We start from the raw sequence: 12,747 nt of genomic DNA, 5'->3' as shown, positions 1-12,747 counted from the left end.
TGAGATGGTGTCCATCAATTCTGTTCAGAAGGAGAAGAAACCCGCGGGACACCTGTGGTTAACATGATTGCACCCCGCCTCGCTCTGATTACCCCGTTGCGATTACACTCGGCGGTCCCCCGATTACACTCAACCTCGCTCCGATTACACTCGTCATATCCTATCCTAAATCTTACCTAATTCTCTGTGTGAATTTTATTCTTCGACTGATAGACTTACACAAAAATTAGATACGATCCCGAGCGTGCGGGCAATTGCAATTCTGCCCGGCTAATTGCAAATTCCCCTCTCCTAAATTGCAATACCTCTCCTAATTGCAAACCCAACGCTCTAATTGCAAATCCCCTCTCGTTAATTGTCCCCCCTCCTCTCCATACAAAAGATCCGCAGCACGGAGCTGCGGATCTTGGGGGGGCTGTTAGTTGAGGACTTTGATTTTCACTTTTTTGCGTCCGTAGCTTTGGGCCTGGCTTTTGGATGCGACGAACAGGTCGATCTTGTGGCCTTTGATGGCGCCGCCGGTGTCGCCGGCGATTGCGTAGCCGTAGCCTTCGACCCAGACTTTGGATCCGAGCGGGATGATGCTCGGGTCGACGGCGATGACTTTGGCGTTCGGGTTGGCCTTCAGGTTGATGCCTGTGGACGTGATGCCGGAGCACCCGTTGCACGAGGCGGTGTAAGCGGTGGCCGAGACGTAGAATTCCTTGCCGCCGGACGGTGCCGCCCCGCGGGAAGCGCTGTTCGATGCCTGGACGATTTTGCCGGCCGGCTGGGTGCTGTTGCTTTTTGCCGGTGCGGCGCTTGCGACCATCGTCCGTGTGCCGACCGCGACCAACTTGTTGACCGGCTGCTTCGTCACTTTTTCGGCAGCCATCTTGCGGGAGACTTCCTTCCCGTCTTCCTTGACGATTTCGTACGTGCGCTGCACTTTGCCTTCCTGGCCGTTCTTGACGATTTTCTCGCTGCCCTTCAGGAGGGAGGCGTCTTTTTTCGTCTCAACGGCGAAGTTCATCGGTTCTTCCACTACATCGGTGACCTTTTCCACCCGCACGACCTTCACTGCGGAACCCGGCCGGACCTGTGCGTCCAGTTCCTGTTCTACCCGGTCATGTTCCCCAAGCTTGACTCCCTGGTCCTTTAAAAAGTCAGCGACCGTAGTCGAAGTGGTCCAGATCTTGCTTTCCTGGCCCCCGTCGATCATGGCGACTTCATATGCTTTTGCAATCGTGACGGTGTCCGTGCCGCCGAGTTCGCTTCCGCGTTCCGGCTGGACGCTGTCATGCTCCGTCAGCTCGATGCCCGCTTGCTCAAGAAGCCCATCGAGATTCTTTTCCGTCGTCCAGACTTTCTGGCTTTCCTGGTCGACATTTATCGTAACCTGCCTTGCCTTCACCCACTCGACCGATGTGCCGTCTTCGAGTGCTGCTCCCTTGGCCGGGGATAGATCATCATGCTTTCCGACGGCGATTTCCTGTTCGGACAAGAGGTCCCCCACTGTTTTTGCATGCGTGCGGAACTCCTGCTTTTCCCCGTCTGCCGAAAGCGTGACGTTCTTCTTGGTCCCTTCGTAGACCGCATAAGTGATGACGCCTGCGAAGAGAACGACCGTCAGGATGGCCATGATGGCCTTCCTCCCTTTCAGGGCTGTGAAGCGCAGATTTTTATTGGAACCATTCAACAAAAAGAACTCCTCCTTATCACCCGAGTGATTATATCGGCATCCATTTTGGGAGTCAAACTTCCAGACTGCCGGACTTCCGCCGACTTCAGGTGAAGTATGGAAATGAAACTACTAAATTATTCATCCAAACCGTAAATCCGGACTGCGTTTTCCGTCGTCTTCCTGGCCACTTCCTCGACCGGGATGTCTTTCAGCGCGGCGATCTGTTCGGCGACGAGCGGCACATAGGACGGCTCGTTCCGCTTGCCGCGGTTCGGGTGGGGCGCCAAGTATGGCGCATCCGTCTCGACGAGCAGGTGCTCGAGCGGGATTTCCTTCGCCACTTCCTTCGGCATGCGGGCATTCTTGAACGTGACCGGACCGCCGAGCGAGATCATGAAGTTCATGGCGATGCATTCCCTTGCCGTCTCGACGCTTCCGCTGAAGCAGTGCATGATGCCGCCCGTCTCCGCTGCATCTTCCTCGCGGAGGATCCGCACGACATCTGCCGTGGCGTCGCGGTTATGGATGATGACCGGCAGTCGGAGCCTCTTGGCAAGGGCGATCTGCTTGCGGAACAGCTCCTGCTGGATGTCTTTCGGCGATTTGTCCCAATGATAATCAAGTCCCGTCTCGCCGATGCCGACGACTTTCGGGTGTTCCTTGGCGAGTTTCTCGATCCATTCCAGGTCTTCTTCGGTGCAGTCGACCGCATCGACCGGATGCCATCCGATCACCGCGTAGATGAATGGATGTTCATCCGCGAGCTCGAGCGCACGCTTGATGGTCGGCCGGTCAAAGCCGACGACCACCATCTTGCCGACGCCGGCATCCAGTGCACGGCGGATCACTTCATCGAGGTCCTCCTCGTATTGTTCATCATTCAAATGGACGTGTGTATCAACCAACATCGTCTGCCACTCTCCTTGCAATGGTTTTAGTCTATACATAAAAAGAATTTCATATTTCACATTCATATTACAGTTGGTTTACAACTTGAGTTTCCCCTCGTAATAAACCTCCTTTTGGAGCAGTGCCATTTATATCCCAAGTGCCGGTTCTTGTCAAAGAAACGGGCCCATAAATACAAAAAAACGGAGAAAACCGGGACTAATCTCCCTAGTTTCCTCCACTTTTTAAAACATTGCCCGTTATTTCACCTTCGCCCCGTTGGCGAGCGACGGGTCAACGGATGCCAGTTTCAGCACACCGTCTTTTTCGCCGGCCAGGATCATTCCCTGGGACAGCTCGCCGCGGAGCTTGACCGGCTTCAGGTTCGCCACGACGACGACTTTTTCGCCGACGAGCGCTTCCGGCTCATAGTGCTTGGCGATTCCGGAGACGACCTGGCGGGTTTCATAGCCGAGGTCCAGCTGCAGCTTCAAAAGCTTGTCCGCCTTCGGCATCTTCTCGCAGGCGGTGACGGTCGCGACTCTGAGGTCGACTTTCATGAAGTCATCGATCGTGATTTCCGGCTCGTCCGGCTTTTCCTCTTGTTCCGGCTCCGCTTCTTCCTGCGCGGCCGGACTCGCGGTCTTTTGCATCTCGCCGCGGATGTAGGCGATTTCCACTTCCGGATCGAGGCGCGGGAACACCGGAACGCCCTTCTCCGCCACTTTGGCGCCTTCCGGAACGGCGTCCGCGTTCAGGAGCATGTCCCAGCCGAGCGCGGACCCGCCGAGGCCGAGCTGGCCGACGATTTCCTTCGGCGCGTTCGTCATGAACGGCTGGAGCAGGACTGCCGTCTCGTGCAGGCTGAGGACGAGGTGGCGCATGACGGAGTCCAGCTCGCCTTTTTTCGACTCGTCCTTCGCGAGCACCCACGGCTGGGTCTCGTCGATATACTTGTTCGTTCGGGAAATGAGTGCCCACACATCGGCGAGGACGACGCTGAACTGCATGTTGTCCATGTTTTTCTCGTATTTCCTGACGGTCTCTTCCATCACTTCACGGAGCGGTTCGTCGAACTCGGTCGAACCTTCCGGATTTGCCGGAACGTTGCCGCCGCAGTACTTGTTGATCATCGAGACGGTCCGGTTGAGCAGATTTCCGAGGTCGTTCGCCAGGTCATAGTTCAGACGCTCGACAAACGCTTCCGGCGAGAACACTCCGTCCGAGCCGAACGGCAGCTCGCGAAGAAGGAAATAGCGGGTGGCATCGAGCCCGTAGCGCTCGACGAGCATTTCCGGATGGACGACGTTCCCCTTGGATTTTGACATTTTGCCGTCCTTCATCATGATGAAGCCGTGTGCGAACACTTTCTTCGGCAGCGGCAGATCGAGCGCCATGAGGAAGATCGGCCAGTAGATCGTATGGAAGCGGACGATGTCCTTCCCGACGACGTGGACGTCCGCAGGCCAGTACCGCTCGAACAGGGATTCATCATCGGTTCCGTAACCGAGCGACGTAATATAGTTCGACAGCGCATCCACCCATACGTAGATCACGTGCTTCGGATCGCCCGGTACCCGGATGCCCCAGTCGAATGAAGTCCGGGAAATCGACAGATCCTCAAGGCCCGGCTTGATGAAGTTGTTGATCATCTCGTTTTTCCTCGACTCCGGCTGGATGAAGCCCGGATTCTCTTCATAATAGCGGAGAAGACGGTCGGCGTATTTCTTCATATTGAAGAAGTACGATTCCTCCTTCACCTTATGGACCGGCCGGCCGCAGTCCGGGCAGTTGCCGTTGTCGAGCTGGGATTCAGTGAAATACGATTCGCACGGCGTACAATACCACCCTTCGTACTCCCCTTTGTAGATGTCCCCGTTATCGAGGAACTTCTTGAAGATCTTCTCGACTCCTTCGCGGTGACGGGGTTCCGTCGTCCGGATGAAGTCATCGTACGAGATATCCATGAGGTCCCAGAGCTTCTTCGCGTTATCCGCGATGCCGTCGACGAACGTTTGGGGATCCATGCCCGCCTCTTCCGCTTTCTGCTGGATCTTCTGCCCGTGTTCATCCATTCCCGTCAGGAAGCGGACGTCCAGTCCTCTCAACCGCTTATAGCGGGCCATCGTGTCGGAAGCCACCGTCGTGTAGGCGGTCCCGATGTGGAATTTTCCGCTCGGGTAATAAATCGGCGTCGTAATGTAAAATGTATTCTGTGAACTCATGGCAAGGCCCTCCAGTTTATCAAATCGCGTTTCCTTTCATTTTAGCCGATGGGCGTCCGCTCTTCAATGACCGGGTCCCGCATAGGCATTTCCAACCGTTACTATATACCTACTAACACAAATTTGACCCGTATTAAGAAAATCCTCTTAAAAACAATGTTTTTTATCACGAATCTGCTAAAACGAAAAATAAATGATTGTTTCTATAAAACTTTCACCAAAACAAATTGACGCTAATGGGAGGAGTTGGTATGATGGACATATGACAAACTCCTTGTCGAATTGTGACGAATACACGCGGAGTAGGAAAGGGGCAGTTTTAAATGAAATCGACTGGTATCGTAAGAAAAGTGGACGAACTTGGCCGGGTTGTCATTCCGATTGAACTCCGTCGCACACTGGGCATCAAAGAGAAAGACGCACTTGAAATTTACGTGGACGACGAGAAAATCATTCTGAAAAAATACATGCCGAACATGACTTGCGCAATCACAGGAGATGTCTCCGATGACAACCTCCGCCTGATCGACGGCAAGCTGATCTTGAGCGAAGCCGGCGCAGAACAGCTTATCCAGGAAATCCAGGAACGCATGGGCAAGAAACAGCACGTCTAATCTTTACACATCGAAAGGCCGGAACGGGATTGCCCGTTCCGGCTTTTTTTCATTCATCCATATGGTAGGCCCTGTAGACGTCCCGTTTCGCTTCGCCTCTTGCTTTTGCGGCAGCTTTCACCGCCTCTTTCGGCGGCAGGCCTTCCTGTCCGATGAGCGCCTCCACATGTTCTTTCGCGGTGAGCCCGTTCCACCACTCCGTCTCGGCGGCTGCGGGTTCTTCAGTCGTCCCTTCGATGACGAGACAGAATTCGCCCTTCAGTTCATGTTCCCGTGCCCAGGCAGAGACTTCTCCGATCGTGCCGCGGAGAATCTCTTCGAATTTCTTCGTCAGTTCCCTGACAAGGGCGATGCGCCTGTCTTTTCCGAACGCCTCCTCCATATCCCGGAGGGAATCCTTGAGCCGGTGCGGAGATTCGTAGAAGATGATCGTCTCCATCCTCCCGGCAAGGCGTGCAAACAGTTCCTTCCGGTCGTTCTTCTTCCTCGGCGGAAAACCATGGAACAGGAACGGCTGGGCCGGCAGCCCGGATGCGATGAGGGAAGTGAGGGCCGCATTCGCTCCCGGCACGGGGACGACCGCATATCCTTCCGCAATCGCCCTGGCCGCGATGTCCGCTCCGGGATCCGAGATGCACGGCATCCCGGCATCGCTCACGAGCGCGACGTCCTTCCCTTCTCCGAGCAGGCCGAGGATCCGGTCTCCGCCCGCTTCAAGGTTGTGCTCATGGTAGCTGATGAGCGTCGTCCCGATCCCGAAATGGGTGCACAGCTTTTTCGTGTTGCGCGTATCCTCCGCGGCAATGGCCGCCGATTCCTTCATTAAACGGATCGCCCGGAACGTCATGTCTTCCAGGTTGCCGATCGGCGTGGCGACGAGGTACAGCTTGCCCCCGGGGTCCTGCACGCTCTTCTGTGTTTTCACCTGCCGTCTCCTCCGTTCTCTTTCATATAGTCGATCTTGCGGTCCCGCCTGAGCTGCTTGAACGCATATTCCGCCTGCATCGCTTCCCGCTTGGTCGTGTAGGTTTCGTGGAAAATGCACCGGACGGGCAGCCGGGCGCGGGTATACTTGGCCCCGCGTCCGTCGTTGTGGGTCTTGATCCTCCGCTCCAGGTCATTCGTGTAGCCGGCGTAGAATGTCCCGTCCGCACATTCAAGCACATAGAGCACATGCCCGCCGTCAGACTTCCCGTCCATACAGCATCTCCCGCAGTTCCGGCGTATACTCGCCGTTTTCTTCGTAGACGTACAAAGGGGGCAGGATCTTCAAGTCCGGCCTGCCGTCTTTCGTGCCTTCGATGAGGAGCGTATTGGCCTCCCGTCCCCGCTTCGGGTAAACAAACCGGATCCGCTTCGGCTCCAGCCGGTTCGCGCGCATGGCGGTCACGAGGTCGAGCAGCCGGCCCGGCCGGTGGACGAATGCCGCCTTTCCGCCCTGCTTGAGAAGACTGCCCGCGTTCGCGACCGCCTCATCGAGTGTCAAGTAAAGCTCATGCCGGGCGATCGCCACTTCCTCGAGCATGTTCCGGTCGCTCAGCTCGTGGGCCGGAAAATACGGCGGATTGCAGGTGACCAGGTCATGCTTTTCATGGCCGAGCCGGTCCGCGATCCCCTTCACGTCTCCCTCGATGATCCGGATCCGGTCCTCCAGCCCGTTCAGCCGGACGCTCCGTTCCGCCATCCGGGCGAGCCGCGGCTGCAGTTCCACGGCGGTGATCTCCGCTTTCGACCGGGCGCTCAGGAACAGCGGAATCGCCCCGTTTCCCGCACACAGGTCTATGATGCTGCCCTTGCGGATCGGGACATATGCGAACTTCGCCAGAAGCACCGCGTCCAGCGAGAACGAAAACACTGTCGGGCTCTGGATGATCTTCAGCCCTTCGGCAAGCAGGTCATCCAGGCGCTCGTCCCCTTCAAGATGTACATCCATGAGCCTCGTTCCTTTCCAAAAGAAAAGACCGCATCCCGCACGAGGCGGGGCCGGTCACATTATCCGTTCTGTTTATTCAGGAATGACAGGCAGAACAGGCAGTCCTCACCCTTCCGCGAACTTCCGAAATGGACGTTGCAGACGTGGAACCCCTCGTTATACAGACGGGCGAGGTTGTCGTGACCCTCACCGATCTCCGCACCGGCGGGCGCTTTGCGCTTCCCCGGCTTCAGGGCCTGTTTCACGTCCGCCCCGTCCACTTCCTCCAGACGCTTTCGAAGGTGATGATTCTCGATCTGGAGGGCATGGTTCTCCTCCATCACCTGCGCGACCGATTCCTTCAATTCCGCAAATTGGCGGTTCGCCGATTCGAGCTGCTGGCCAAATTCCATGACCATGTCCAAGAAGTTCCGGTCCTTCATTGTCTACACCTCATCATCTAGCCATTATACCGACTGCATGATCTCGTCAAGCGTATAATCGATCACTTTCTGGCCGCCGGACAGTTCCACCTGGAGAACCCGTTCCAGCAAGTTGAGGCCGACGACCCTGCCGGTGCCTTCCGGAGTCGTGATCCGTGTGCCGACATCCGGCATGAGCCGCTTCGCCTCCTCGTATTCATCGTTCTCATACTTCAGGCAGCACATGAGCCGTCCGCACAGTCCGGAGATCTTCGACGGATTGAGCGACAGGTTCTGGTCCTTCGCCATTTTGATCGATACCGGCTCAAAATCGCCGAGGAACGTCGAGCAGCAGAGCATCCGGCCGCACGGACCGATCCCGCCGAGCATCTTCGCCTCATCCCGCACCCCGATCTGGCGCAGTTCGATCCGCGTCCTGAATACCGACGCGAGATCCTTCACAAGGTTCCGGAAGTCGACCCGGCCGTCCGCGGTGAAGTAGAAGATGATCTTGTTGCGGTCGAATGTGTATTCGACATCGACGAGCTTCATACAGAGCCCGTGCTCTTCGATCTTCTTCTCGGCGACGGAGAACGTCCGGATGGCCTCTTCCTCGTTGTCGAGGACGGTATCGCGGTCGGATTCCGTCGCCGGCCGTACGACCAGCCGCAGCGGAAGGACCACGTCATCGCCGCTCATCCGCCGGGGCGGAATGGCCACTTTTCCGTATTCGACGCCGCGTGCTGTCTCGACGATCACATAGTCGTCTTTCACAAGGGCATAATCGCCCGGATCAAAATAATATATCTTACCCGCTTTCTTGAAGCGGACACCTACTACATTATAAAGCATGTCTGACCTCCTGCATGTTGAGCACCAGCTGTTCCATCAGAAGCGTGCGGTTCATATTGCTGTGGAGGTTCCGTTTCGCCCCGAGGATCGCCCCGAGGATGTCCGCCAGTCTGCCGAATGTCATCCGGAGTGCCAGCTGTTCCCACTGGTCCCGCTGATCCGGATAGGCAAGCACCGTCCCGAGGCCCGCTTTCACGGCCGCGATGTCCCGGTAGGCGAACAGGAGCAGGTCAAGACCAAGCTCGGCCTCGTCCTTTTCCTTGAAAACGAGCCCCCAATCCGTCTGGATGAAGAGCAACGCTTCCTGGATATTTTTTTCCGATGCTTCCACCAATTTTAACACCGTTTTCCTGGCCTGTCCAAACAGCTCGCCGGATGCGAGCTCGAGCGCCTCTTCAGGACCGGCCGTCACCATCGTCGCCGTCGAGGCCATCGAGCGGGTCAGACCGTCCTCTCCGGCAAGCTGTTCAATGACTTGCTCCCGGGGCGGCGGCTGCAGATGGATCTCCAGGCAGCGCGAGCGGATTGTCGGCAAAATGGCGGAAAGCGTGTCGGTCAGGAGGATCGCCGTCACTTCGCCTTCCGGCTCTTCGAGGAACTTCAGGAGCGTATTGGCTGCAGATGCGTTCATCCGTTCCGCTTCGTGGATGATATAGATTTTCCTGCCGTCCTCGATCCCCGTTTTGTTCAGCTGGTAGATGAGATCGGCAATCTGGCCTTTTTTGATGTCCTGGCCGTCCGGGCGGATGTCCGAAACGTTCGGATGGTTCCCCTCGCGGATCCGCCGGCAGTTCCGGCAGTTTCCGCACGGCATGGCATCCGCAGGCTCGGTGCAGAGGAGGAGCTGAGTGAAAAACCGGGCGACCGCCTCCTTTCCGGCACCCTTCACTCCTTCGATCAGATAGGCATGGGCAACACGCCGGGAGGCAAAGGAAGCCCGAAGACCTGCAATCGCGGCGTGCTGCCTCTCGACGATCGGATATTCAGTTTCCATGCTTCCCTGCCTCCTTTTTGTAAAAATCCCGTGTCCGGCGATTCCGGGCACGGGGCATCTGGCTGGATTTCATCAGAAATGGTGGAACTGCTCGATCGGAAGCACGAACACCGTCGCTCCGCCTACTTCCACCTCTACGGGATATGGAATGTACGAATCCGCATTTCCGCCCATCGGGGAAACCGGTGCGACCATCTGGTCACGGGAACGGCAATTTTCGCGGATCAGCCCGAGCAGCTTCGGAACGAGCGGATCATCCGTACCGATGAGGAACGTGGTGTTGCCCGAGCGGAGGAACCCGCCGGTACTCGCCAGTTTCGTGGCACGGAAATCACTTTTCGTCAATGCGGCGGATAAACGGTTGCTGTCCTGGTCTTGCACGACCGCTACGACCAATTTCATTCGGATCAACTCCTCGCCTGCTTTTATAATAGTATATCACAAACAACCATCAGAGCAGGCGGCTTTTTACCGAAGCCCAGGCCTTTTCCGCCGTCTCTTCAAGAGTCCCCGTCGCATCGATGACGATCACACGGTCCGGATCCTCCTGCGCAATCACCTTGTATTCGCTGCGTACTTTCCGGTGAAAATCAAGCTCCTCCGTATCCAGCCGGTTCACTTCCCGGCCTTTGTTGCGGCTGATCCGGGCCAGTCCCTCTTCCGCCGGCAGATCCAGGAGAAGGGTAAGATCCGGCATCCTTTTCCCGATGGCGAACCGGTTGATCGCCCGGACTTCCTCCGTCCCGATTCCCCGGCCCGCCCCCTGGTAGGCGATGGAACTGTCGATGAACCGGTCGCACAGGACGGCTTTCCCGTCCCGGATGGCCGGTTCGATCACTTCGACGAGATGCTGGCGGCGTGCGGCCGCATACAGAAGGGCCTCGGTCCGTGCATCCATTTCAGTATGCGACGGATCCAGGATAATTTCCCGGATCATTTCTGAGATCCGGACCCCGCCCGGTTCGCGGGTCACGACATGCGGAACCCCGCTGTCTTCAAGACGGGCGGCGAGAATGGACATGACGGACGTTTTCCCGGCCCCGTCCGGTCCTTCCAGTGTGATGAACAACCCATTTTTCTTCATATAGAATATGCCTCCGATGACTGTATTAGAACGAGAACCTGTCCGTCCTCCAGCCTGTGATGCCCCTGGAACGGGACGCCGGCCTCAAGCAGGCGGCCGAGCTGCCCGACCGTCTCCCGCCGGATCGGTTCTCCCGGCAATAAAAGCGGGATTCCCGGCGGATAAGGGATGACAGACGCGGCAGAGATGCGGTCCGCCGATTCGGTGTAATGGACCCACTCCGCCGGTGACTGCGGGTTCTCTGCGGGCGGCAGGACGGAAGCCGTGACGGACGATGGGAGTGAAGGAATTTCAGGCTCCGGTCGATTCCCGGCTGCCGGCAGGTCCTGCAGCGCCCTGCCGATCCGTCCGAGCGTTTCGGCGAAGCGGTCATCCTGCCCTTCCTTCAACAGAGGCAGGACAAGCAGGGCTTGGCAGTCGTCCGCCAGTTCGGCGTGCACTCCCTGCGCTCCGAGAGCCCGCTGAAGATCCGTGCCTGTTCTTCCCTCCGTGCGCAGAAGCAGCTTCAGCGGATCATCCGCCTCGATCACGGACAGGGACGGCATCGCTGTCAGTCCTTCGATCAGGAACCTGCGGCGGTCAAGGAAAGACCGGATGTCCGCCGATCGATAAGTGGCGATGAAATGGCGGGCATCGTCGAGCGAGGCCATGAGCGGATAAGACGGACTGCTCGATTGAAGAATGCCAAGCTGCCGGGCAACCGCCGACGGATCGACCAGTGAATCTTTCGAGACGTGCAGGAACGAGGCCATCGTCATCGCCGGCAGTGTCTTGTGCGCCGACTGGACAACGACGTCCGCCCCCTGCCTGAGCGCCGGCTCCGGAAACGGCTCGCCGATGCCGAAATGCGACCCGTGCGCCTCATCGACGAGCAACGGAATGCCCACCCTCCTGCAGGCTTCGGCGATTGTCCCGAGTTCAGGCGAGACCCGTCCGTAATAGGTCGGATTCGTCAAGATGACAGCCTTCGCGTCGGGGTAAAGCCGGATCGCCTCCCGGACGACAGCAGCCGGTACATGGCCGGCCGCCATCGTCCGCATATCCCATTCGGGCGTCAGGAAAACCGGCCTGGCCCCCGCAAGCGCGAGACCGTTGAATATGGACTTATGGGCATTCCGCTGGACGATCACCCGGTCACCGGGACGGCAGACCGACAGGATCATCGCCAGGTTGCCGCCCGTCGAACCATTGACAAGGAAAAAGCTCCTGCCTGCCCCGTAAGCCTCCGCCAGCAGCTGCTGGGCTTCCAGAATAGGACCTTCCGGAGCGTGCAGATCATCCAGGCCCGGCAGCTCGGTGACGTCCCAGGACAGCATCCCCCGAACGGAAGCCGGCAACCCGGAGAACTCCCCGCCTTTATGTCCCGGAACGTGGAAAGAAATCGGATTTGTACCGGTAAAGGATTCAAGCATCTCCACGACGGGACGGCGCTGTTGCCTGTCCAACATAATGAAAACCCCTTTGTCTGTGTGTGTCTGTATATGGTTTGCCGGCTTCATTATAGCATGGGCGGGGGAAGAGGAAGGAAATTAGGCCGGTGCCCGTGTTTAGGGGAGATTCCGAAAGCGCGGGGGGGCGTTTCAGAGGAGGGGAAGGTGGTTCGAAGGTGTGTTTCTGATCGGGAGGAATTCAGAAGCGCGTGGGAGCGTTTCAGAGGCGGGGGGAAGGTGGTTCGAAGGTGTGTTTCCATGAGAGGATTTTTCAAAGGCGCGCTGAGTGAATTCAAAGGCGCGCCACGGATACGGGGGTTTTGAAATCGGCGGACCGTCCGCATTTCGGCCTGAACCGGGAACATTCGATCTCGAACCGGCCGGACACGGCATGGGCGTTGCTGATTGTGTCCATGGTAGGGTATAAGTGTCATCATTCGAAGAATCCACCCGCTTGTGGACGGCTTTGCGACGCCGTAACGAAGGACGGCAGCTGCATCCCTGGATAATTAACGTTTCGGCTTGGCAAATTAACATCTCAGCTCCGCAAATTAACGTCTTAGCCTAGCTAATTAACGTTTCGGCTCAGATCAACAACGTTTCAGCTCAGATACACAACGTTTCACCTTAGATACACAACGTTTTATCCTAGATACGCAACGT

Annotated in this window: 13 protein-coding genes; 1 reads left to right on the top strand and 12 read right to left on the bottom strand. The window is 57.3% G+C overall.

Annotated elements, in window-relative coordinates; translation table 11 throughout:
• Nucleotides 1–418: 418 nt before the first annotated feature.
• The 3 genes from BN1189_RS00220 to metG all read right to left on the bottom strand — a co-directional run bounded on the left by BN1189_RS00220 (nt 419) and on the right by metG (nt 4,776).
• Nucleotides 419–1,681 (bottom strand): G5 and 3D domain-containing protein, encoded by a 1,263-nt coding sequence (locus tag BN1189_RS00220; protein ID WP_040224482.1) that lies wholly within the window; start codon nt 1,679–1,681, stop codon nt 419–421.
• Nucleotides 1,682–1,797: 116 nt separating this feature from the next.
• A complete protein-coding gene (locus BN1189_RS00215; RefSeq protein ID WP_040224480.1) occupies nt 1,798–2,571 on the bottom strand; it encodes a TatD family hydrolase in 774 nt (257 codons plus the stop codon).
• A 240-nt stretch (nt 2,572–2,811) separates the two neighbouring features.
• Nucleotides 2,812–4,776, bottom strand: a complete 1,965-nt coding sequence (metG, locus tag BN1189_RS00210; RefSeq protein ID WP_040224478.1) for a methionine--tRNA ligase — start codon at nt 4,774–4,776, stop codon at nt 2,812–2,814.
• A gap of 323 nt (nt 4,777–5,099) precedes the next feature.
• On the opposite strand from metG, the gene BN1189_RS00205 reads away from it, so the two are divergent.
• On the top strand, nt 5,100–5,390 hold the full coding sequence (locus tag BN1189_RS00205; protein ID WP_040224476.1) for an AbrB/MazE/SpoVT family DNA-binding domain-containing protein: 291 nt from the start codon (nt 5,100–5,102) through the stop codon (nt 5,388–5,390).
• Nucleotides 5,391–5,439: 49 nt separating this feature from the next.
• Here BN1189_RS00205 and rsmI read toward each other — a convergent pair whose 3' ends face one another.
• The 9 genes from rsmI to BN1189_RS00160 form a co-directional block, all read right to left on the bottom strand.
• Complete coding sequence (rsmI, locus tag BN1189_RS00200) at nt 5,440–6,315, bottom strand: 16S rRNA (cytidine(1402)-2'-O)-methyltransferase (protein WP_040224475.1); 876 nt, start codon at nt 6,313–6,315, stop codon at nt 5,440–5,442.
• Nucleotides 6,312–6,590: a GIY-YIG nuclease family protein gene (locus tag BN1189_RS00195; protein ID WP_040224474.1), complete on the bottom strand. Its 279-nt coding sequence runs from the start codon at nt 6,588–6,590 to the stop codon at nt 6,312–6,314. The genes rsmI and BN1189_RS00195 overlap by 4 nt, the downstream gene beginning before the upstream one ends.
• On the bottom strand, nt 6,574–7,323 hold the full coding sequence (locus BN1189_RS00190) for a tRNA1(Val) (adenine(37)-N6)-methyltransferase (protein WP_040224473.1): 750 nt from the start codon (nt 7,321–7,323) through the stop codon (nt 6,574–6,576). The genes BN1189_RS00195 and BN1189_RS00190 overlap by 17 nt, the downstream gene beginning before the upstream one ends.
• Before the next feature lie 59 nt (nt 7,324–7,382).
• Nucleotides 7,383–7,745, bottom strand: coding sequence for a DNA replication initiation control protein YabA (gene yabA / locus BN1189_RS00185; RefSeq protein WP_040224470.1), 363 nt, complete (start codon nt 7,743–7,745; stop codon nt 7,383–7,385).
• Between the two features lie 24 nt (nt 7,746–7,769).
• The gene (locus BN1189_RS00180; RefSeq protein ID WP_040224467.1) at nt 7,770–8,576 is read right to left on the bottom strand and encodes a PSP1 domain-containing protein; all 807 of its coding nucleotides are present in this window, start codon (nt 8,574–8,576) and stop codon (nt 7,770–7,772) included.
• Nucleotides 8,566–9,570, bottom strand: coding sequence for a DNA polymerase III subunit delta' (holB, locus tag BN1189_RS00175; protein ID WP_040224466.1), 1,005 nt, complete (start codon nt 9,568–9,570; stop codon nt 8,566–8,568). The genes BN1189_RS00180 and holB overlap by 11 nt, the downstream gene beginning before the upstream one ends.
• 72 nt (nt 9,571–9,642) lie before the next feature.
• Nucleotides 9,643–9,972, bottom strand: coding sequence for a cyclic-di-AMP receptor (locus tag BN1189_RS00170; RefSeq protein WP_040224464.1), 330 nt, complete (start codon nt 9,970–9,972; stop codon nt 9,643–9,645).
• A gap of 49 nt (nt 9,973–10,021) precedes the next feature.
• On the bottom strand, nt 10,022–10,654 hold the full coding sequence (gene tmk / locus BN1189_RS00165) for a dTMP kinase (protein WP_040224462.1): 633 nt from the start codon (nt 10,652–10,654) through the stop codon (nt 10,022–10,024).
• Complete coding sequence (locus tag BN1189_RS00160; RefSeq protein ID WP_040224460.1) at nt 10,651–12,102, bottom strand: aminotransferase class I/II-fold pyridoxal phosphate-dependent enzyme; 1,452 nt, start codon at nt 12,100–12,102, stop codon at nt 10,651–10,653. The genes tmk and BN1189_RS00160 overlap by 4 nt, the downstream gene beginning before the upstream one ends.
• Nucleotides 12,103–12,747: the final 645 nt, after the last annotated feature.

It is taken from the genome of Bhargavaea cecembensis (assembly GCF_000826125.2).
GTDB classification, from domain to species: Bacteria; Bacillota; Bacilli; order Bacillales_A; family Planococcaceae; genus Bhargavaea; species Bhargavaea cecembensis_B.
Note: the sequence above shows the minus strand (reverse complement) of the source record. Positions and strands in the feature narration are given on the sequence as shown.